16 protein-coding genes are annotated in these 23,256 nt (G+C 40.1%); 12 read left to right on the plus strand and 4 right to left on the minus strand.

Annotation, left to right across the window (positions count from 1 at the left end):
• Positions 1–10 precede the first annotated feature (10 nt).
• The 3 genes from BLS35_RS14925 to BLS35_RS14935 are packed head-to-tail and all read left to right on the plus strand — an operon-like array spanning position 11 to position 1,828.
• Positions 11–562 carry an SMI1/KNR4 family protein gene (locus BLS35_RS14925; RefSeq protein WP_175459604.1) on the plus strand — a complete coding sequence of 184 codons (552 nt, stop codon included), beginning with the start codon at positions 11–13 and terminating at the stop codon, positions 560–562.
• Positions 555–986: a hypothetical protein gene (locus tag BLS35_RS14930; RefSeq protein ID WP_132226003.1), complete on the plus strand. Its 432-nt coding sequence runs from the start codon at positions 555–557 to the stop codon at positions 984–986. Before BLS35_RS14925 ends, BLS35_RS14930 begins: the two co-directional genes overlap by 8 nt.
• Before the next feature lie 8 nt (positions 987–994).
• Positions 995–1,828 (plus strand): hypothetical protein, encoded by an 834-nt coding sequence (locus BLS35_RS14935; protein ID WP_132226002.1) that lies wholly within the window; start codon positions 995–997, stop codon positions 1,826–1,828.
• 126 nt (positions 1,829–1,954) lie between these two features.
• Here the strand turns inward: BLS35_RS14935 and BLS35_RS14940 are convergent, their stop codons facing one another.
• The 4 genes from BLS35_RS14940 to BLS35_RS14955 form a co-directional block, all read right to left on the minus strand.
• Positions 1,955–2,926, minus strand: coding sequence for a hypothetical protein (locus BLS35_RS14940; protein WP_090782421.1), 972 nt, complete (start codon positions 2,924–2,926; stop codon positions 1,955–1,957).
• Between the two features lie 277 nt (positions 2,927–3,203).
• Positions 3,204–4,739, minus strand: a complete 1,536-nt coding sequence (locus BLS35_RS14945; RefSeq protein ID WP_090782423.1) for an IS1182 family transposase — start codon at positions 4,737–4,739, stop codon at positions 3,204–3,206.
• A 171-nt stretch (positions 4,740–4,910) separates the two neighbouring features.
• Positions 4,911–5,666, minus strand: coding sequence for an SDR family oxidoreductase (locus tag BLS35_RS14950; protein WP_090782425.1), 756 nt, complete (start codon positions 5,664–5,666; stop codon positions 4,911–4,913).
• 54 nt (positions 5,667–5,720) lie between these two features.
• Complete coding sequence (locus BLS35_RS14955; protein WP_090782427.1) at positions 5,721–6,119, minus strand: helix-turn-helix domain-containing protein; 399 nt, start codon at positions 6,117–6,119, stop codon at positions 5,721–5,723.
• A 310-nt stretch (positions 6,120–6,429) separates the two neighbouring features.
• Here BLS35_RS14955 and BLS35_RS14960 point away from each other — a divergent pair, with 310 nt between their 5' ends.
• The 9 genes from BLS35_RS14960 (at position 6,430) to BLS35_RS15000 (ending at position 23,240) form a co-directional block, all read left to right on the plus strand.
• On the plus strand, positions 6,430–8,364 hold the full coding sequence (locus tag BLS35_RS14960) for a glycoside hydrolase family 127 protein (protein ID WP_090782429.1): 1,935 nt from the start codon (positions 6,430–6,432) through the stop codon (positions 8,362–8,364).
• Positions 8,365–8,457: 93 nt separating this feature from the next.
• Complete coding sequence (locus BLS35_RS14965) at positions 8,458–9,675, plus strand: glycoside hydrolase family 88 protein (RefSeq protein WP_090782432.1); 1,218 nt, start codon at positions 8,458–8,460, stop codon at positions 9,673–9,675.
• Positions 9,676–9,730: 55 nt separating this feature from the next.
• The gene (locus BLS35_RS14970) at positions 9,731–11,632 is read left to right on the plus strand and encodes a glycoside hydrolase family 97 protein (RefSeq protein ID WP_254778891.1); all 1,902 of its coding nucleotides are present in this window, start codon (positions 9,731–9,733) and stop codon (positions 11,630–11,632) included.
• A 33-nt stretch (positions 11,633–11,665) separates the two neighbouring features.
• A complete protein-coding gene (gene fucP, locus BLS35_RS14975; protein ID WP_090782436.1) occupies positions 11,666–12,907 on the plus strand; it encodes an L-fucose:H+ symporter permease in 1,242 nt (413 codons plus the stop codon).
• A complete protein-coding gene (locus BLS35_RS27850) occupies positions 12,908–14,830 on the plus strand; it encodes an alpha/beta fold hydrolase (protein WP_132226001.1) in 1,923 nt (640 codons plus the stop codon).
• 19 nt (positions 14,831–14,849) lie between these two features.
• Positions 14,850–16,484 carry a glycoside hydrolase family 43 protein gene (locus BLS35_RS14985; RefSeq protein WP_090782438.1) on the plus strand — a complete coding sequence of 545 codons (1,635 nt, stop codon included), beginning with the start codon at positions 14,850–14,852 and terminating at the stop codon, positions 16,482–16,484.
• A gap of 11 nt (positions 16,485–16,495) precedes the next feature.
• Positions 16,496–18,133, plus strand: coding sequence for a hypothetical protein (locus BLS35_RS14990; protein WP_207909119.1), 1,638 nt, complete (start codon positions 16,496–16,498; stop codon positions 18,131–18,133).
• A 129-nt stretch (positions 18,134–18,262) separates the two neighbouring features.
• Positions 18,263–21,475 carry a SusC/RagA family TonB-linked outer membrane protein gene (locus tag BLS35_RS14995; RefSeq protein WP_090782440.1) on the plus strand — a complete coding sequence of 1,071 codons (3,213 nt, stop codon included), beginning with the start codon at positions 18,263–18,265 and terminating at the stop codon, positions 21,473–21,475.
• Positions 21,476–21,485: 10 nt separating this feature from the next.
• Positions 21,486–23,240, plus strand: a complete 1,755-nt coding sequence (locus BLS35_RS15000; RefSeq protein WP_090782649.1) for a RagB/SusD family nutrient uptake outer membrane protein — start codon at positions 21,486–21,488, stop codon at positions 23,238–23,240.
• Positions 23,241–23,256 lie beyond the last annotated feature (16 nt).

Below are 23,256 nucleotides of genomic sequence, written 5' to 3' on the forward strand. Positions count from 1 at the left end.
GACAATTCGAATGGTTGATAAGGAATTTAATTTACAAATAACCGGAACTCCCACAGAGTTTGGCGATGTTGGAGAACTTGAGAATTATAGATTTTCCAATGGCAAAGGTTTCCCGCGATCATACAAAGAGTTCGCATTGGTGTACGGATATGGATTGACACTGGAAGAATTCCATATCTATTTACCCATGGGAAAGTATGGCGATTCTCTGTGTATTAGAACTGAGGAAATTAAAAGTACTTATATTAGAGATGTTGATAATAACGACATCTGGTTTGATTTGGAACCTGATGGTTCAGCTAATCTACTGAAAAGACTATTTCCGTTTGCTTCCAGCGATAATGGCCTGTATCTTTTTTGGGATTATGAAAATGATTTTGAGATATATCTGACGGACTTTAGAGGAATTGGATTCAGGAAAGTTGGAAAATCAATGTATGAGATGATAGAGAACTTGACCGGCGATAACTATAGATATTTTTTGCCTTTTTCCGATAAGCCTTTGGCAAGAACTTTTAAGTGTTTGAACAGAATTGAATGCAATGACCTTAAATATGAATAGAATTACATTAAGACCATTAGAGGGAATTACAGTAGGCGACAAGGAAATAAACTTTTATATCGGAAAACTACCGGCGGCTGCTGATGAGGATTTATCTGATGGTTTTTCTTTCCATCATTTATGGGTGGGCGAAAGTAAACTGGATAAAAAAAATATACTGAGGCAGGCCGGAATTGATAAAGATAATGTTGTAAAGCTCAATTATTACCATACTGCCAAGAGCGACAACCTGGACAAGATACTGATCCTTCAGGTTAAGGACTATAATGTTGCCGAAAAAATGATCCTGAAAGTAGATGAAATGAAGATCCTTATTGCCAACTCAATGCTTGACTTGCTTGTAAAAGGTAGTCTCAAAATAGAGGGGGAAAGTATTGCTGATGCTTTGGGAATGAAATATATCGGAAAGTTTGCTTCTAGCTAATGATAATTATGGAGCACAAGAAAATAATAAGCAGTTTTAACAAACAGATAAATAAGGCGAAGAAAGAAGGAGTAAGCCAGAAAGAGATCGACCAATATTATGATCTGATTAAGCAAAGCATTCTGGATGATATCAAAGATGGTTTTAAAGAAACAATTGCAAGGAATCTCACATTGGGAATTGGTGTTCATTCCGGAGAATATCCCAAACATCTGATCTTGAACGGTGAAAAAGAAGGTTGGAAATACGTTACCCGATATCTGTTATGGCAACAGCACATTTTACAGCAGCTTTTTAACTACAAAGAAGTAACGCCAAGAATAATTGGGCCTATTATTGGTTTGGCGATCCTTTGGGGTATGAATGATCTTGCAAGAAGCTCAAGAGATTATTTTCAAATGCTGTTTGAAGATGACAAAGAGAAATATAAACAAAGCGAAACGCATCATTTATTCATGGCAATTTTATATGATCTGAACGAAACAAAAGAAATCAGTCACGGGCTGTATTCAGCTTTGCCGGAAGAAAATATCTATAAAAGGTTTTTGGATAATTGGTCTACAACAGATGCAGAATTATTAGCTGAACTACTTTTTGAGCTTTGTGATTTTCATATCTATAGTGCAATGGATTTAAAAGACAAGTTCTCCGAGATCCTTTCGTTGTATTATATTCCGTATGAGATCAGGTTGGTCGAAAAAATTCGTGATGAACAGGGCCTGATCAATGTTAAAATCAATCACCCCTTAATGGACACCCAACTGGCAGACATACCTACATTCGCTTATGGATGGGACTTGTCAGATGATGAAGTGTATCAGTTTTTAATTAGGAGAGAATAAGATTGGCGAGGGTATAGTGGAAATAAAAACCAAAAATGATTTTTATTATAACGATAGCAAATTTGAATAGGAGAATATGGGTAAAACCTATGGTCAGGAATAATAAAGAAGTCAATTTATCTTGATTTATCGGAGAATTTCCAGTTTGTCTGAGCCTTCAGGTTTATGCAGATAAAAAGTATGGGATTTTGGCATCATTTTTTTTGCTGTTTTAGAAATAAGAGGAGAATAACCGTAGGTTTGAGGATCTTTACAGACTAAAGTAACCACTTTTCCTCCGCCATAAAATTTAAGTTCTGCATCTGTGCAAGGATAGATGAAATTTCTCTTTTCAAGCGCATAATCTACCATTGATTTGGTAATATCTTTTTCTGCATCTTTATTCCAGGGGGTAGAAGCCGCTTCTTCGTAAATGCTTTGCCTCAGCATTGATAAATATTTTTGCTGATTTCCTTCTTCAAGCGTTTTTTTGAAATCTGAATAAAACGCATCTACTTCTTTTCGGGTATTGGCAGAATTTTGAAGATTCTGGCTATTGTTCCATCCCGCTATTTTCCAGTTAATGTCTTTATTATCAATGATAAAATATGTTTTGTACTCAGCAAAGTTTTGTGGTTTACCATCTGATTTTGAAGTCTGATAGCTAAGAACCTGCCACTGATATTGCTGACCTTTATCTTTGGCATTCATCTGATCCAACATTGACATAGGTTCTTTATTTTTCGAAATTTCGATCTTAACAAATGAATTTGGAGAAAGGGAAGGGGCGAACACTGTTTCATCCTTTTTAGAAGGATAAAGACGAATGGTAACCTCTTGTTTGCCAGGCTGAAGAATGTACTGATTGAGATTTACTGTCAATCCCGAGCGTTCTCCCAATCCGAAATGACTTGCAATGGGCATATCATTAATTAAAATTTCATAAGAACAATCTGCATGTTCGTATTTTAGTCTAAAAAGCATTCCTTCCTTTTGATATTCTACTTGATCCATTTTTTTATTTTCGATCACTGTTTCTTTCTCTTTTTTACTTTGTGCGCAGGATTGCAGGCTTATGCAGATTCCAAACATTAAAATTTTAACTATATTATTCGTCATCACCGCTGTTAAATTTATAAAATTCGGGTTCTCATTAATGAAGAGTTTCTTTTATACTCAGTACTATTATTTCTGTTCATATGTGTATAGGTTGATATCAATTATAATAATTTTTCTTAGTATCATAATTCTGTTTTAATTGATGACAAGAGGCCGTATCATTAATCAAAAGATGATACGGCTTCTTTATTTGTTGTTTGTGTGATGCGTTCTGAATATTTTGTTACTGTGTCTTTTTTCTTTGAATATCTGTTGAAGTATACAAAAAACAGCTTTTCTAAGCTGCTTTTTTCCTTATATTTTGTGCAATAGCCAATAATCCCCATTCAATTTCTACTTTTTGTTTACCTCTGAGCATGAAACGGCGGAACCCGTGGTTCTGTTTGATATTAGCGAAAACAGGTTCTACGTCGTAACATCGTTTCTTTCTATGACTGATGCCCTGTTCTGTATTGAGTAGACAATGTGCTTTTTGCTTATGGCTTTGCAAGTTTTCGTTGATTTCGATCAGACGGTTGCCTTTGGATTTGTGACAAGCGCCATTTAGTGGGCAATTGCTGCAGTTTTTAGCTTGATATCGCCTGATTTGTTGCTCGAACCCACTTGCAGTGCGCTTTTTAACTATTCCCACAAAGTCCATACTTTGTCCCATTGGGCAGATGTAGGTGTCTTTTTGTTCATTGTAAAAAAGCTGATTTGCTGCAAAAGGATATTTTTGATTATAGTGTGCATTTTGTTGTTTATCAAACATATTAAACTTAACGAAAGACTCCACCTGTTTTTGCTCTAGCAGGGCGTAGTTCTCTTCTGATCCATAACCGGCATCAGCGGTAAGGGTCTTTGGGGGACGATTGAAGCTATTTTCATGTTGTTCCATATGTGATTTTAAAGTTAAGATGTCTGTAGGATTGGAGTGAATAGTATAATTGACAATGAACTGGTTTGAAGTGGATATCTGTACATTATAAGCTGGTTTGAGCTGTCCGTTACGCATATGATCTTCTTTCATTCTCATAAAAGTTGCATCCGGATCAGTCTTACTGTAACTGTTGCGTTCAGCGAGTATTTCTTCCTGATGTTCATACTTATTAATAGCCTCAGGATAGTTTTTTGTAAGGTAACGGAGCTTTGCTTTGGTCTTTTTATCCACCTGGTTATTGTTAGCCAGCACTTCATTGAGTTTATCAACTGTTGCCTGGATGCTTTCGGGGCTTACTGTTTTTGCCGTAGGTGGTTCAGGTAATAAATCTTCTACCGTAGCCACACTCTGGGCATAGTTCCAGATCTCATCAAGCTGCTTTTTCATCTTCGCTTTATTGGTCTGGATGGATTTCTTCCAGACAAAAGTGTACTTGTTGGCATTGGCCTCAATCTTGGTTCCATCGGTATAAACTTCATCAATACTCAGTAATCCTTCTTCAGCCAGGTACTTGACCACTTCCTCAAATACATTACGCAGAGCATGTTTTAAGCGGGCACCCCGAAATCGGTTGATCGTATTGTGATCCGGTTTACTCATGCCACTCAACCACATGAAAGGAATACTTTCCCGGCAGGCTATGGCCAGTTTTCTACTGGAATAGGTATTGGTCACATATCCATAGACCAATACTTTTAAAAGTAATATCGGATGATAATTGGAAGCGCCCCTGATGTGGTAGGCACTCAACAGAGGTTCTACATTGATCACATTAATAATCTTGTCGACAAGTCTCACAGTATGATCTGCTGGAATCAACTCATCGAAGGTAGGCGGAAATGCCATGAGTTGATGCTGGTAATAGGGCTTAAAAACAGGTTTCTTATTGGCCATATTTAGTGCTGATTATATCATAAATATATGAAAATCAGTAGATTAAATAAAATTTAAAGCCAAAAAAAAATCACCTTAAATTATTAATAATCAAGAATATACAAATGTAAATAAACGCAAAGAGCCTGTATCGATTTATGATACAGGCTCTTGTCAAAAGATAAGGATATTTTATCTTGTTGTGTAACCTCCATTTGCAAAAATGGTTTGTCCGGTAACCCACCATCCGTCCGTTACTAAGAATTCTACCAGTGGTGCGATGTCTTTAATGTCGGTCAATCCACCTAGTGCTGAGGCGGATTTGTGGTATGCGACTGCTTCTGGTGATTCTTGTCCGTAAAAAAATGGGGTGTCCATTGGGCCGGGTGCGACTGCTGTAACTGAAATGCCACGGGTACCAAATTCTTTTGATGCCATTCTGGTAAAATGTTCAACGGGTGCTTTTGCACCTGCATAGGTAGAATACAGTCCGGTATAAGCTGCCAGTAAAGAGGTTACGATGGTATTTATTTTTCCGTTATCGTTTAAATGTTTGCCAGCTTCCTGGATAAAGAAATAAGCCACTTTGGAATTAATGTCGAACATGGTGTCGTATTCTGCTTCTGTGGTTTCCAGGAAGGGTTTTTTCAAGACCATTCCTACTGTGTTGATGGCAATATCGATGCTGCCAAATTTTTCTTTTGTTGCTTGAAAAAGTTTTGCAATGTTTTCTACTTTAGTTAAGTCTGCCTGAAACAGGAATGCTTCACCACCTGCATTGGTAATTTCTGCCAATGTTTGTTCTGCATCTGCCTTTGTACTGTTACTATTGTAGTGTATAGCTATTTTTGCTCCCTTCGATGCAAAGCTGCGGCTCAATAATCCGCCTAAGTTTTTTGCAGCTCCTGCAATTAAAACTACTTTTCCTTTTAAATCGTTTCTTGCCATTGTCTGTATGTTTATTATGATGTTATACAAAGGTCTGCAAGAGATTTATTTATATCATGGTGAACTTTTCGGGACTTTTGAGTTGTCTTGTTTTTGTTGCTTTCGAAATTCGCCCGCTGTTTGTCCAGTAAATTTCTTGAAGAATTTTGAGAAGTTAGAAGGGTCGTAGGTGAGTTGTTTAGCGATGAAGGCAATAGATAAATCGGTTTCTTTCAAAAGTGATTTTGCTTTTTCTACAATTTTGAGGTCGTAAAAATGGCAGGGATGATGTCCGGTTGATTTTTGTAAGGTGTCGGATAGATGGGAGTGAGAAATATGTAAGGCGTTTGCGATTTGGTTCAACTCCAGGAAGTCAGTGGCATTCCCGTTGGCTACATCTTCAACATGTTCGTCTAAAAAAGCAAAGTATTGTTCGGTTATTTCCGCGGCACGCTTGGTTTCGTTGTGGCCCATATTACAGATATGTATAGAATTGATTTCTAAAGTTCGGTATTCTAGTACAAATAAACATGGTGAACTTTTCGGGTTTTTACTAAGGGGTTCTTGGCCAACCAACTCGCTAATTCGTGCAATTTTCCTTAAATCATCAATAAATTTTTTCTACTTCCGTTGAAGCTGAATTTCTCTAAGCCCAAAACTTACACGGTATAAAATATATTGCAGATGAGTATGTAAATAAATTTCTTTTGTCATATTGGAATGAACGCTGTGACTGCTATGTATAGCAAAGTCATGATTAGATGGAATAAGAATTAGATAGAATATGATACGAAGAGTTAGTTTTATATGTTGTTTGTTGAGTTTTGTTGTTCCCATAATACTAAAAGCTCAGTCTCACTATCCCGGGCAGCATAAAGGCAAGTTTGCAATTGAAGATCAATTAAAGCCTGCGGTTTACAGTTTTGACCTGGATGCCGTTAGGTTGCTGGACAGCCGCTTTAAACAAAATATGGAACGCGAACAAAAATGGCTGGCAACTATTGATACAAAACGCTTACTACATAGTTTTAGAACTAATGCTGGCATCTATGATGAGAATGAAGGGGGATATTTTGAAATAAAGAAACTCGCAGGCTGGGAATCGTTGGACTGTGAGCTGCGTGGACATTCTACCGGACACATTTTATCCGCTTTGGCTTTAATGTATGCCTCAACAGGGGATAATCAGTACAAACTCAAAGCAGACAGTCTTGTCAGTGGTCTGGCAGAAGTGCAGCAGGTGTTAAACCAAAATGGCTATTTGAGCGCTTTCCCGCAGGAACTGATCAACAGGAACATGCAGGGAAAAAGGGTCTGGGCCCCTTGGTATACCTTACATAAAATCTATAGTGGATTGATTGATCAGTATTTGTATTGTAATAACAGATTGGCACTTGAAACAGTCAAGAAAATGGCATCCTGGGCTTACCAGAAACTACAAATTGTAACACCTCAACAACGTAGCCTTATGTTACGAAATGAATTCGGCGGGATCAATGAATCATTTTATAATCTTTACACTATTACAGGTAATCCAGAGGATCAGTGGCTGGCTGAATTCTTTTACCATAACGAAATGCTGGATCCATTAAAAGAAGGAAAAGATATTCTTGAAAAGAAACATGCCAATACCTATATTCCTAAATTGATAGGCCTGAGCCGCAATTATGAAATAGAAGGGAAGGGTGAGGGTGATAAAATTGCCAGGTTCTTTTGGGAAACGGTAAATGATCACCATTCCTTTGCTACCGGCAGCAACAGTGATAAAGAAAAATTTTTTAAACCAGACCATCAGTCGGCCCACTTAACTGGGTATACAGGTGAAAGCTGTAATGTTTACAATATGCTCAAATTGAGCCGGCACTTATTTTCGCATACTGCAGATGTTAAATACGCAGACTATTACGAAAAGGCATTATATAATCACATTTTAGGTCAGCAGGATCCAGAAACTGGAATGATTGCCTACTTTTTACCTATGCTTCCTGGGGCACATAAAGTTTACAGCACAGCTGATAGTTCATTCTGGTGCTGTGTAGGTAGTGGTTTCGAAAACCAGGCGAAATACGGCGAAGCTATTTATTATCATACTGAAAAAGAGGTGTATGTAAATCTTTTTATAGCATCGGAGTTAGATTGGAAAGAAAAAGGTTTTAAATTGAAGCAGGAAACCACTTTTCCTGAAACAGGGAAAATGAAGTTTAGTATTTTACAAAGTCCCGGGCTGCAGATGGGGCTGCAGATCAGGTATCCTTCCTGGGCCCTTAATGGAGCCCTTCTGAAAGTGAACGGTAAAGTACTGCCAGTAAAGCAAAAACCTGGCAGCTACCTGCTGATCAGCAGAAAATGGAAAGTGGGTGACAACGTAGAAGTGGATTTTCCTATGTCTTTACGTACGGTGGCCACTAACGATGATCCTGATGTGGCCGCAATAGTATATGGACCTATTGTTTTGGCAGGGGAGATGGGAACGGCTGGTATGAAATCTCCCGCACCTTTTTCAGATCCTAAATTATACAACGATTATTACACCTATGATTATAAGGTGCCCTCCGGTATTGTCACCTCATTGACATTGAAAAAGGATAACTTAAACATATCAGTTCGACCTGTGGCTGGAAAGCCGCTTACGTTTAGAACATTAAAAGAAGGAATTTTATTACGTCCGCTGTACGATATCCATCAGCAAAGATATGTCGTATATTGGAAGCTAAAATAACGCTGATATTTGACCTTTCTGAAAAAAAGGCAGTAAATATGAGTATGTAATTGTTTTTCTATTGTCATTAGGTTAAAACGTATTTGACCAATCATGACTATTTTTCGAAACCTGTTATTAACTGCTATATTCTTGTTTGTTTATGCTGTTGCAAACGCCCAATTAAATGCTTCAAAAGCTATAGCCTATTGTGCAATTCAAGCTGATAAAACCCTTAAACTGATTCCAGCAGATCGCATAAATATTCCCCGTGGCATTGCCCATGGAAAAAAGGACTGGAAGTTCGTGGATTTTAAAGACTGGTGTAGCGGCTTCTGGCCAGGAATTTTATGGTATGCTTATGAAGGTACAGGTAATGTGAAATTTAAGGTGCAGGCGGATAAATTTTCGCGTGAACTTACGCCACTTTCAATGATGAAAGCATTTGACCATGATCTGGGCTTTCAGATCTTTAACAGCTTTGGAAATGGTTACCGTTTAACAAAGAACCCTGAATATAAAAAAATCATCCTTGCTTCCGCTGATACCTTAGCAACCCTGTTCAATCCTACAGTGGGGACTATTTTATCCTGGCCACGTCCAGTACCAAATATGGATTGGCCACAACACAACACGATTATTGATAATATGATCAATCTGGAAATGCTGTTCTGGGCCTCAAAAAATGGGGGTAGGAAAAAGCTTTATGACATTGCGGTATCACATGCGAAGACGACTATGAAAAACCATTTCAGGTCGGACTACACATCCTACCATGCAGTGGTTTATAACAAGCAAACAGGACTGAAAATAAAAGCTGTTACCCATCAGGGCTATGCTGATAATTCTATGTGGGCAAGGGGGCAGTCATGGGCTATATATGGCTATACCATGTGTTATAGAGAGACTAAAGATTCGGTATTTTTGGATTTTGCGCAAAAGGTTAGTGATGTGTATTTAAAAGAGCTACCCGCTGATCTGATCCCTTACTGGGATTTTAATGACCCAGCGATTCCAAATGCGCCACGTGACGCTTCTGCCGCCGCGGTGGTTGCTTCCGCATTACTTGAACTATCTACATTTACGGAGGACAAGACCAAAGCAAAAATATATCGGAAAAAAGCAGAGCAAATGTTAACGTCTTTGTCCTCTGCAAAATACCAGAGCCGCGAAAATAACAGTGCTTTTCTATTACACTCAACAGGACATAAACCCAATGGCTCAGAAATAGATGCGGCTATTATTTATGCTGATTATTATTACATTGAGGCTTTATTACGTCTAAAAAAACTTCAGAAAGGTACCAGTCTTTATTCCAACCTTAAATCGTAAACAGCCGAATTACTTGCCGTAATGGCCTATTTTTATTCACATAAACTAATTAGAAATGATGATCCGACTATTAAATTGCTTTTTTCTGATTTTAACCAGCTGTAACCTGTCATTTGCACAGGGTATTGTAAAAGGTACAGAAGCAACATTACTATCTCCAGATAAAAATACAATAATTAAGTTCTATCAGAAAAGCGATGCCGCCGGCAAAAAAACTTTTTATTATCAGGTTAACTATAAAAGTAAAATAGTAATAGCTGAATCCATAATGGAGCTTCAATTGGACAACCATTTATCCGAAAGCGCAATGGCACTTCCGGTCGATAAACATGAGCGATGGTTTGAAAACCTGAAGGTGAAAAAGATCAGTGTTTCTACCAAAGATACCTCCTGGAAGCCGGTGTATGGCGAGAAGGAGCTTATCCGTGATCGTTTTAATGCTGCGACAATAGAGGCGGTGAAGGACGATAACCCGATTTATTTAATGAACATTGAGTTAAGAGCTTATGATGAAGGAATCGCTTTCCGTTTCTTTTTCCCGGAGAATGAAAAAGGTACCTATTACCGTATCGTGGCCGAAAATACTGAGTTTAGTTTACCTGAGGGAACAAAAGCATGGGTAGCTGATTGGGCACAGGCACCTTACAAAAAACTACCGTTAAAGAATTGGGAAAGGGAAGCGGAACGCCCATTGACATTGGAATTGCCAAATGGGCTGCATGCCGTATTGGCTGAAGCTCAAATGGTAGACTATGCACGTACTAAGTTTAAGCTGAGTACAACAAAGTCAAATACGATTCAGACTGCTATGTTTACGCCAGCGGATCTGATTTCTCCCTTTGCCACACCCTGGCGGGCAATTATGGTAGCCGAAAGTCCAGCTCAACTTGCGGAAAATAATCACTTCATTCTGAATCTTAATGAACCTACGAAAATAAAAGACGAAAGCTGGATCAAACCAGGGAAAATAATGCGGGTAATGTCGCAAACAACTAAAGATGCCCTGGAGAATATTGATTTTGCAGTTGCTCGCAACCTCCAATATATCCTGTTCGACTGGAAATGGTATGGACCTGCCTTCAGCTTCAGTTCAGATGCGTCTAAAGTGGCCATTAAAGATTTTGACCTCCCTGCAATCATAAAATATGGGAAAGAGAAAGGAGTTGGCGTATGGTTGTATGTGAACCAACAAGCCTTATTGATGCAAAGTGACAGTCTGTTTTCTATTTATAAAAAATGGGGAGTAGCAGGTGTGAAGTTCGGTTTTGTGCAGTCTGGCTCACATCGTTGGACTACCTGGGTGGAGAAAGCGATACAGCAGGCCGCTGAAAATCAGATTATGGTCAATATTCACGATGACTGGCGGCCAACGGGAGAGCAACGAACCTGGCCAAATCTGATGACTTCAGAAGGCATTAGGGGTAATGAAGAAATGCCTGATGCTACCAATAATACAGTGATGCCTTTTACACGTTACTTAGCAGGAGCTGCGGATTATACCATTTGTTATTTTGATAAACGAATCAAAACGACGCATGGTCATCAGCTAGCGTTGGCGGCAATTTATTTTAGTCCGCTGCAGACCCTTTATTGGTACGATAAACCATCTTATTACCATAATGAGCCGGAATTGGAGTTCTGGGATAAAATTCCGGCCAGCTGGGATGAAACAAAAGTATTACAAGGGGCTCCGGGCGAATTTGTCAGTGTGGCAAGGCGAAGTGGAAACCAGTGGTTTATGGGAACCATTACCAATACAGAAGCGCGAATAGTAAAAATAAAATTTGATTTCTTGCCTAAGGGAAAAACTTATGTGGCTAAAATCTACAGTGATAACGACAACATAACTACAGCCACTAAGGTCGGTATAGAAACCAAACAGGTGAATGCCAAGACTGTACTTGAAATTAAATTAAAAGCTTCGGGTGGCCAGTCCATTTGGCTGCAACCGAAATAATAGACCAAATAAATAACCTGTTTAACCAATAAAATGAGCGAATCAACAACTAAAGCCAAATTTACCGACAAGAAATTTCTGGTTACCCTTGTCTTTGTCACCTCTCTTTTTATGTTCTGGGGTATTGCCATCACCATGGCCGACGTTCTGAACAAGCACTTTCAACATACCATGAATCTTTCCAAATCGCAATCGGCATTTGTACAGTTTGCTGTTTTCGGTGCTTATGCTGTAATGGGTATACCTGCGGGTTTATTTATGAAACGTTTCGGTTATAAAAAAGGGGTGCTATTAGGACTGTCACTTTTTGCTGTCGGGGCATTTCTTTTTGTACCAGCAGCGAATATCTCATCTTTTGCCTTTTTTGGTATTGCGCTTTTTATCGTCGGTTGTGGTCTTTCCACCCTGGAAACTGTCGCACACCCTTTTGTAGCCTCATTGGGCGATCAACGTACCAGTGATCAGCGTATTAATTTTGCGCAATCTTTTAATGCTGTCGGTGCAATGTTAGGTCCTGCAATTGGCAGTTACTTTTTATTGCGCAATAACGTAGAAGGGAGTACAGACCTAACCTCTGTAAAAGTATTGTATGCTGTAATTGGTGTGGTGATTTTGCTGGTAGCACTGTCATTCTCTTTTGTTAAAGTACCCTCAACAACGGATCCACATGCTGTTTTGGAAACAGATGCCGATGCGGTAAATATTGATGTGGCACCGGATAAAAAACTGTTTGACCATAAGCATTTTGTATGGGCTGTTGCTGCCCAGTTCTTTAACGTAGCGGCTCAGGCTGGAACATGGGCCTTTTTTATCAATTACGGTCATGAAAAAATGGGCTTTTCTGATGCGGAAGCTGGAAATTATATGGTTGCATTTATGGGCATGATGCTCGCTGGTCGTTTTATCGGAACCTTTTTAATGCGTGTTATTGCTCCAAATAAATTGCTCGCTGCCTTCGCCTTTGGAAATATGCTAATGTGCATCATCGTAGCACAAAGTTTTGGGATAGTCTCGTTCATCGCCTTGCTGATGATCAATTTCTTTTTTAGCATTATGTTTCCAACTATATTTAGTTTAGGATTAAAAAACCTTGGCGCACGTACACAACAGGCAGCCTCATTTTTATCAATGGGCGTAGTAGGTGGTGCATTTTTTCCATTTATCATGGGTGCTATGGCCGACAGTTATGGCATTGCACATGCCTATTATGCACCAATCATATGTTATATCGTGATCTTTTTGTTTGGGTATAAATTTTATAAAGTAAAACACTAAATGAGTGATAAGAAAAGTCCGATTTTGTTGATTTGCATATTCCTGCTTTTAGGTCTGCCGCAGGTGCCATTAGTGGTATCTGCACAAAAAATGCGATCCCCTAAATACGATTTTGCTTATCTCGATCGCAAAATACAAGGCTGGGTAGATAGCGGTTATTACAAAGGATCATCCATCATTGTTGTCAAGGATAATCAGCTCATCCATCAAAAATTCTATGGTAATTACAGTGCCGGAACAGTAGCTTACATCGCTTCGGCAGGTAAATGGCTTGCGGCTGCAACTATTGCTGCTGTTGTGGATGAAGGAAAACTTTCCTGGAATGATCCGGTAAATAAATGGTTACCCGAATTTAAGGATGTAAAAGGGCAGGCTACTTTGCGCCAATTGCTTTCACATACAGCGGGCTATCCGGATTATCAGCCGAAAGCAAATCGAACTGATGATTACCAGACTTTGTCTGAATCTGTTGTTGCATTGTTAAATCTGCCGGCAGATACACTACCCGGTACTAAATTTAAATATGGTGGTTTGGCCATGCAGGTTGCTGGCCGTATGGCAGAACTGGCTACAGGGAAAGATTGGGAAATGATCTTTCAGCATAAAATAGCCGGACCTTTACAAATGGAGGCTACTCATTTTACGCCTGTAGATGCTACACCTGGACATAGCCCTATGCTGGGAGGTGGGGCAAGAACGACTTTACAGGATTATGCTAATTTTTTAAATATGATCAGTAACAACGGTCTGTTTAAAGGAAAACAGATTTTATCCTTTAAAGCGATTCAGGAAATGCAGGCTGATCAGGTCGGTAAGGCCTATGTTGCTCCGGCGGAATATGTGGCCAATGCAAGAGCAAGTGCAAGGAATGACATTTATGGTTTGGGTGAGTGGCGCGAAGAAGTGGATGGTCAGGGAAATGTAGAGTTGATCAGTAGCCCAAGCTGGGCAGGTGCTTATCCCTGGATTGATAAAAAGCATGGCGTTTATGGATTTTTTCTGGCTAGAGTTGACCAAATGAAAAATGGTTTTAACTCTTTTCTGGGTAGCCCCGTATTGCCTTATCTGGTCAGAGATGTGTTATTGCAGGCTGCGAATCCTGAACTGAAACATGGATATATAAGCACTCCTGATCGGGCACGTTTGTATTATGAGGAATTAGGGAAAGGAGAACCATTGGTACTCATTCATGGACATTCTTTTGATCGCAGCGAATGGGATCCCCAGTTTTTTGAGCTGTCAAAAAAATATCGGGTAATCCGGTACGATCTTCGGGGTTACGGCTGGTCATCTATGCCTTCAGAAGAACAAAAAGCTTTGCATGCCGATGATCTTGCCGCTTTACTAGATGCGTTAAAAATTAATAAAGCACATATTGTCGGACTTTCACTGGGCGGATTTATTGTTTCTGACTTCATCGCCCTTTATCAATCGCGAATTTTAACGGCCACGGCAGCCAGTGGCGATTTTTTTAAGGTAAAAGGACCATCTCAAGCCTGGACGAAGGAGGAATGGGATAAGCAAAGCGCTAAGATTAAAGCATGGCAGCTTAAGGGCGCAGATGCAATGAAGCGTGAATGGTTTAATGCGTTGACTAAACGAAACGGTCAGGTTATCGAAAATTTGAGAAAGCCGATTTGGGCGATGATCTATAAATGGGATGCCTGGCAACCACAACATCATGAACCCAGATTCCTGCTGGGTGAAGACCTTTCTGCAAAATTGCAGGTGCTGAAAGTAACTGTTCCTGTAATGGTTTTAACCGGAGAGGCCGATGCCGGACATCAGAATAAATTGCTTGCAGCTATTCCCTCAGCAAAACAGGTTTTTATCACCAATGCCGGCCATGTCAGCAATTTGGAGAACCCCAAAGGGTTTAATGAAGCCTTGTTAAATTTTTTAAGTTGGTATAAAGAAGAATAAAATAAGTTACACCATAAATATGAAGAAGATCCTTAATCCCCTGTTTATTTATTTAATATTTTTTGGCACTGGACTGCCTGTCTTTTCACAAGACATCAGCAAAGTTTGGATTGCTGACCAGGGTAATGGCACGTATAAAAATCCCATACTTCATGCAGATTATTCAGATCCAGATGCCATCAGGGTAGGTGATGATTATTACATGACCGCTTCCAGCTTTAATTGTATTCCAGGTCTGCCTATCTTGCATTCCAAAGATCTTGTAAATTGGAAGCTAATCAATTATGCCTTAAAAAAGCAGGAACCTGAAACTTTGTACAATACTCCCCAGCACGGTAAAGGCGTATGGGCACCGAGTATTATTTTTCATCAGGGAGAATATCGGATTTATTATCCTGATCCGGATTTTGGGATTTTTATGGTGAAAGCCAAAAATCCAGCCGGAGATTGGAGTAAACCACAACTAGTAATGGCTGGAAAGGGATTGATTGATCCAAGTGCTTTTTGGGATGATGACGGTAAAGCTTATCTGGCGCTTGCCTGGGCAGGCAGTCGGGCCGGAGTAAACAGCTTATTGACCATCTACCCTATGAATAATGCAGGTACGCAGGTGACGGGAAAAGGCAAGCATGTGTTTGATGGGCATGACCATCACCATACCGTAGAAGGGCCTAAATTTTACAAACGCAATGGGTACTATTATTTGTTTGCCCCGGCTGGTGGTGTGGCTACAGGCTGGCAGCTCGTATTGAGATCCAAAAATATTTATGGCCCATATGAGGAAAAGGTCGTGATGGACCAAGGAAAAACTGGAATTAATGGGCCGCATCAGGGAACATTAGTAGGCACACAGAAAGGAGAATATTGGTTTCTGCATTTCCAGGACAAGTTTGCTTACGGTCGTATTTTGCATCTTCAACCGGTAAAATGGGTAAACAATTGGCCGGTTATTGGAGCTGATCCCGATGGAGACGGTAAAGGAGAACCTGTGCCTTTCTTTAAGAAGCCGGATGTCGGCCGCGTATACCCCATGGCTACCCCAGCGGAAAATGATGAATTTAATCATGATGAACCTGGCCTGCAGTGGCAATGGCATGCCAATGAACAAATTCAATGGACTGCACAGATCCGGAATTCGGGCTATCTGCGTCTGTTTGCGTACCCAACGCCAAAAAATGCAACGAACTTATGGCCGGTACCTAACTTGTTGCTGCAAAAGTTACCTGCTCCGGATTTTACGGCGACTACTAAAGTTAAGTTTAGTACGGAATGGGATGTTTGGCAAAGTAAAAAAGCCGGTTTATTAGTAATGGGGAATGATTATGCTTACCTCTCTATATCAAAAGATGAAAAAGGGTATAGAGTAAGTCAGGTACTTTGCAAAGATGCTTTAAACGGCTCTTCCGAAAGCTTGATCGAAGAAAAAGCAATAGCTGGGGCTGAAATATATTTAAGCGTTCAGTTATCGGCTCCTGATGCCGTATGTAAATTTAGCTATAGTGAAGATGGAGTTAATTTCACACCTATAGGCATTGCTTTTAAGGCACAGCCAGATAAATGGATTGGTGCTAAGGTCGGATTGTTTTGCATCAGCAAACCAGATGTTCGTACCGGGGGGTATGCAGATTTTGATTGGTTCAGGATAGATAAATAAGATTGGATAGAATGATGAAAATATTTAAGGAAATAGCGACCTGTTTTGTTTTGCTTCTGTTTGTGAGTGATTCAATTTTTGCGCAGATTAAGGCAGATGCCGTCTGGCAATGGTCAACTACAGTAAATGCACTTACTTCTAAGGAGACCAATGATCATCCTACAGCTTTTTTATGGATTCCACCCAATTGTAAACAGGTTAAGGGAGTTGTAATTGGTCAGCACAATATGCTGGAAGAGGGGATTTTGGAGCACCCTGCTTTTCGTGAGAATTTAGCAAAGCTTGGTTTTGCAGAAATATGGGTGACACCGGCTTTGGATATGGTATATGATTTTAATGCTACAACCAGCCTGACTGCTTTTAATGAAATGATAAATAGTTTTGCTGACATTTCAGGCTATTCTGAACTACAGTTTGCGCCAATCATTCCTATCGGACATTCGGCAGCAGCAAGTTACCCATGGAATTTTGCAGCGTCGAATCCTTCACGCACATTGGCGATAATTTCTGTACATGGGGATGCACCCCTTACAAATATGACCGGAAGTGGTAGGCCAAATCCAGATTGGGGAAACAGGAATATCGATGGTATACCCGGACTTTTTGTAATGGGTGAATATGAATGGCTGGAGGGACGTATTGCACCTGCTATAGCCTATCGTAAGGCGCATCCAAAAGCGCCAATCGCCTATTTATGTGACGCCGGCTTTGGTCATTTTGATTATTCAGATGAACTGGTTGGGTTTTTAAATATGTTTATCGCTAAGTCGGCAAAAGCGAGACTTCCAGTCTCATTTGCAATGAATAGCCCAGTAGCTTTGAAAGCCGTAGATCCGGAAAAAGGCTGGCTCGTTGATCGATGGCGGGACAATAAACCTTCAGTGGCTTTGCCAGCTACTTTTGCAAATTACCAGGGCAATAAGGAAGACGCTGGCTGGGCATTTGATCGGGAAATGGCTTTGGCTACTGAAAGTTATTATGCCAGGGCAAAAGGGAAAATGCCCCAATATATTGGCTATGTGCAAGCTGGAAAACTATTGTCGCCATCAGGATTTTCTGGCTTCAATCCTAAGTTTATACCCCTCGCAGATGGACTGACATTTCATCTCCATACCAAATATCTGGATGCTGTGGTTGGCAAGCCTGCTGCAAAAGGACATTCAACTGCTAAGATTAATATTACGAGAATCTGTGGCCCCGTAGTTAAGGTAGATGATTCCACTTTTAAAATCTCCTTCAACAGACTTGGCTTTAATAATACAAAACGTTCAGGGGATGTATGGTTCATGGCCAGAAGTGATGGCGATGCGATTTATAAGTCGGCTGTTCAGCAAGCCAATATGAAAATACCGATAGTCAATAAGGAAGGAAAGGCACAACAGATCAATTTTCCACCAATTGAATTAACCAGGGAACAAAAAGAAATTAAGCTGAAGGCAAGTTCAGATTCAGGGGAACCTGTTCAATATTACATCAAAGCAGGGCCTGCAGAAATCAAAAACGATAAGTTATATCTGACCAGGATTCCGCCAAGCGCTAAATACCCTTTAAAAGTAACGGTGGTAGCCTGGCAATATGGAAGAAGTTTTTCACCACAGCTTCAGTCTGCATCACCTGTTGAACAAGTCTTTTATATTACAAGGAGGTAATTTTCAAGTTTTAATAAAAAAAAAATCAACGTCATGAGTATAGGGATGACATTTAGTTGTCCTTAACATATAGTGTCAGTGGTTTGAGAGACTGCTGACACCAGATAAATTAAAATTAACCAAATATACATGGAAAAGAGTTTTACGAATTTATGTACGAAGAAATTTCGTACTTCTGAAAGCTTAAGGAAGATAAAATATTGTACTTCCTCTGGTTTTCTGCTGCTTTTACTACAGTTTTTTTCGCTTGCGGTCTCTGCCCAGGAAAAAAGACTTTCGGGAACGGTTATCGATGCTGAAGGTGGGGGGCTACCTGGTGTAAGCGTTCAGGTTAAAAATACAAAATCCGGTACAGTAACCTCGGCTGAAGGAAAGTTCAGTATTAGTGTTCCTTCAGGCACTAACAATCCGGTATTGGTGTTCTCCTTCATCGGCTATACTAAAAAAGAAATTGAAGTTGGCAGTCAAACCACCTTTAATATTACCTTGCAGGCATCAGACAATGACCTGACTGAGGTTGTTGTAGTTGGGTATGGTACACAGAAAAAGGAAACTTTAACAGGTTCTGTTGCAGTAGTCAACGCAAAAGCATTTGAAAATAAAGGGGCATTGGCGAGTCCCTTGCAAGCCTTGCAGGGCCAGGTTCCCGGGGCTATAATTACTCGGGGCTCCGGAGCACCAGGTGATGAATCATGGGGCATAAAACTGAGGAGTGCTGTATCTGTTAAGTCTGTTGAGCCTTTAGTAATTATCGACGGTATCGCTTATGATAGCTTCCGGGAATTAAGACTGATTAATCCATCTGATATTGAAAGTATTTCTTTTTTAAAGGATGCTGCTGCTGCAATCTATGGATCTAGAGCTGCAGGTGGGGTGATGTTGGTAACCACAAAAAAAGGAAAATCCGGAAAAGCAGCGGTGGAATTCAGTTCCCTATATAGTTACAAGAAGCCAGGATTGCAGCCCCGTTTAATGAGCATGGATGAGTGGGCTAATGGTGTAATAACGGCCAGGACGAACGATGGTTTGGGTGAAAATGATGTATGGATCCGTTATGCAAATCTTGCGCTTCAAAATAAGGGCGGGTACATTGATGCTAGAGATCCAGCCGCCGCACCGATACCATCTGCCTTTACAGATGTAAAAGATTTCGTGTTCTTAGACAATAACTGGACTGATATCATGTGGGGAGGGGCAGCCTCAACTCAAAATGATTTAAGTATCTCGGGAAGGACAGAGAAAGCTGGTTATCGTTTGTCAGCCGGCTACTTATATGACGATGGTATTTTACGTTGGGGCAACAACACCAACAAGCGATATAATTTTCGTTTGAACAATGATTTTAAAGTATCGGACCGTTTTACCATTGAGTCCGTAATTAGTTACAGCAACCAAAATCAAGTCAGCCCTACAATGATAGGCAATAGTTTGGGACAAGGATATCCACAGCCCGGTTTCCCATCGGCTACCTTAAATGGTAAACCTTATGCATGGGGTGGACAATACACGCCGAACTGGTTTGCTGAGCTAGGAGGCGATAATCAACTTAAGGTAAAGTCAACCAATATCAGTGAGAATTTTAAATTTAAGGTAACTAAGGAGTTGGAATGGGTAACCACATTAGGGATGAATATCAGTACTGCAATACGTGATGTTCAGCAGAATCCAATCGACTGGTATAACTATGAGGGTGATCTGCTTATACAGAGTAATCCGAACCAGGCCAGTAGCTATTATGAAAAGTCCACTGCGACCACGGATTTCTATTCTGCTTCCACTTACCTAAATTATATGAAGAGCTTTAAAGGGGAGCATAACGTTTCCGCTACGTTAGGAGGCCAGTATGAGTTTAATGATTTTGATAGTTACAAAACAAAAACACTAGACATCAATAGCTCCTTGTCTACTATTAATGGTGCCGGTGTAGTAACTTCTAGTGGTACCCGTAATCAGTATGCAATAGGTTCTTACTTTTCAAGATTAAACTACAATTATAAAAGCAAATATCTGTTTGAGCTGAATGGGCGTTATGATGGTTCATCTAAATTTGCAAGACAAAATAGATGGAATCTCTTTTATGGTTTCTCCGGCGGATGGAGGCTTGGGGAAGAGCGCTTTGTAAAGGACCTTAATATTTTTGATGAATTAAAATTAAGGATCTCTTATGGTATTGTTGGTAATCAAACTGGTATAGATTTGTATGATGGTGTACAGTTATATAATCAGTCTTCTGGTACTGGTGCTTACCTTGGTAGTGGAAAAGTAACCTATGTAGCGACTAATGGAAAACTGGTTTCCTACGACCGTACCTGGGAACGTATTCATAATTATAATTTAGCCCTCGATTTTACGCTATTAAAAAATAGGCTTTCTGGTACCCTTGAATACTTCCTTAAGAAGAATAATAACATGTTCCTGGCAGCACAGTATTCTGCGGTGTTAGGTGCGACTGCACCTGAGGCCAATATTGGAAAATTTAGGGGAAATGGTTATGAGGCTACTTTGAACTGGAGTGATAGAAAGGGTGAATTTTCTTATAACATCGGTGGCGTATTCACATTCGCTGAAAATAAAATAGTTGATTTTGGAGGTGTTAATGTACTTTCTTCTGGGGGTAGAATTGCCGCATTGCAAGGATTTCCACTAAATTCCATTGTGGGATTGGAGTATGATGGCAAAATACAAAATGAAGACCAGCGTGCCGCTTATTTTGATAAGTATTTAGTAGGCAATACTATTGGGCTTACAAATGCTATCCGGGTTGGGGATAATATGTATAAGGACTCAAATGGTGATGGCAAGTTAACTTATGATGACCTGGTTTATCTGGGTACGGATGATCCAAAAATTTCTTATTCTTTTAATTTTGGGGCCTCATACAAAGGGTTTGATTGCTCAGTCATTTTTCAAGGTGCTACGGCGCGGACAATATTCAGGGATGATGTAAACTGGAGACAGCCCTTCAGATCCGTATATTTAAATACCACCAATCAATCGGTTAATAACAATTGGACTCCCGAAAATACCACGGCGTTTTTTCCAAAATATTCAACCAATGGCGTGATCAATGCCTATAACTACCAGGCTTCTTCCTGGTCTGTGGAAAATGGAGCTTACTTGCGTTTAAAGAACATTGTACTTGGCTATACCTTGCCAGAATCTGTAATTAAGAAAACAAAAGCATTTTCTAAACTGAGGGTGTATGTAGCCGGACAGGATTTATGGGAGACGACTAAAATTAATGATGGCTGGGATCCAGAAGCTACCAGGACGGTAAGTTCCGGCATACAGCGCTATCCTTTCAGTCGCTCGGTAACGGTGGGTCTTAATGCAGCATTTTAATTTAATCATCATGAAAACGAATTTCAAAAAATATACAATCGCGCTATTTTTGGCCACATCTCTTTTTGGAGGACTTGTGGGCTGTAATAAGATAACAGATCTTGATCCACTGGACCAGATTGCTGATGGAAATTACTGGAAAACGGCTAACCAATTTAAGTTGTTTGCCAATCAGTTTTATGGCTGGAGAGCTGATTTCAGAAGTGTGATAAATGATAATCCGCACAGTGATTACCGTTCTGATTTGATCACTAACCTCACACCCAATCAATATAGCAACGGGACTAATACCAACACCGGTACCGATGGTAACTTTTCAGATAAATTTAAAAACATAAGGTTAACAAATACTTTATTATTAAACGCATCCAAATACGCCGCAACTGGAGAAATTGCTCAATATGTTGCCGAAGCAAAATTTTTTAGAGCCTATCTTTATTTCGATTTATTGCAACTATTTGGCGATGCGCCAATTGTTGAGGGGGTACTTGATGTCAATGATCCAATCTTATTCGCCAAGCGGAACAACAGATCTGAAGTAGCTGATTTTATTATTGCGGATTTGCAGGCGGCCATCCCGAACTTACCTTTAGAGAGTTCGATCCCCGCTGGAGATAAAGGACGGGTCAGCCGTGGGGCTGCGCAAGCTTTTTTATCGAGGGTTGCCTTGTTCGAAGGTACCTGGCAAAAGTTCCGCAACAACACGACCCGTGCTACAGGGCTTTTGGATATTGCTGTGAATGCCGCAAAAGGGGTGATGACCAGCACCCAATACGAATTGTTTAAACCTGCTATCTTGGGAGATTCTGCCCAGAAGTATATGTTTGTGCTGGAAGATGCAAAATCAAATCCAGCAGGCATTGCCAAGAGTGCCAATAAGGAGTACATTTTTAGCAACAGGCATGATGAGACCTTAAACCCAATTGGAACAAACATCAGTCACGGGCAATTTGCGAACGTTGTACTGGTGGCACGGAAGTTTGCAAATCTTTACCTAAGCCAAAACGGATTGCCTATAACGAATGCGAATAATACCCAATTTCAGGGCTATAATACCATCACCTCAGAATACCAAAATAGGGATAACCGTATGAAACATACGCTGATGCCACCAAGAAAAGCTTATTGGTCGAATGACAATGGACGTGTAAACTGGTTGGGAGATGCAGCAGACTTAACCACTGCGGTATTTAAATCATATATTCCTTCCAATTCCGGTACAGGCTATAACAACCAAAAATGGAATGCTGAGCGGAAGGTAACAGACAACTTTGAGGGTTATGATTTTCCGATTATACGTTATGCGGAGGTTTTATTGAATTATGCTGAAGCAGTTTTTGAAAGAGATGGGGCAATCTCTGATACGGATTTAGATATTTCGCTAAATCTGGTTAGAAACCGCGTAAATACGACTATGCCAAAATTGAGCAACGCTTTTGCTACCACTAACAATTTGGACATGCGTACCGAGATAAGGAGGGAGAGAACGGTAGAACTTTACAACGAAGGCTTCAGGATAGATGATTTAAAGCGTTGGAAAACTGCTGAAACAGAGATGCCGCAGGATTTTTTAGGTATCAAGTATACCGGTACTGAATATGCAACAGCGGGAGTTTGGGGCACCACGCTTAACCGACCTAAGAATGCTGAGGGGGCGATCATTTTCGAATCAGGAAGGACTTGGGCTGACAAAAATTATCTGTACCCGATTCCCGCAGATCAGTTAAAACTTAATCCTAACCTGGGTCAAAATCCAAATTGGTAAAATTTAATATTTAAAT

It is taken from the genome of Pedobacter sp. ok626 (assembly GCF_900100435.1).
Classification (GTDB): Bacteria; Bacteroidota; Bacteroidia; order Sphingobacteriales; family Sphingobacteriaceae; genus Pedobacter.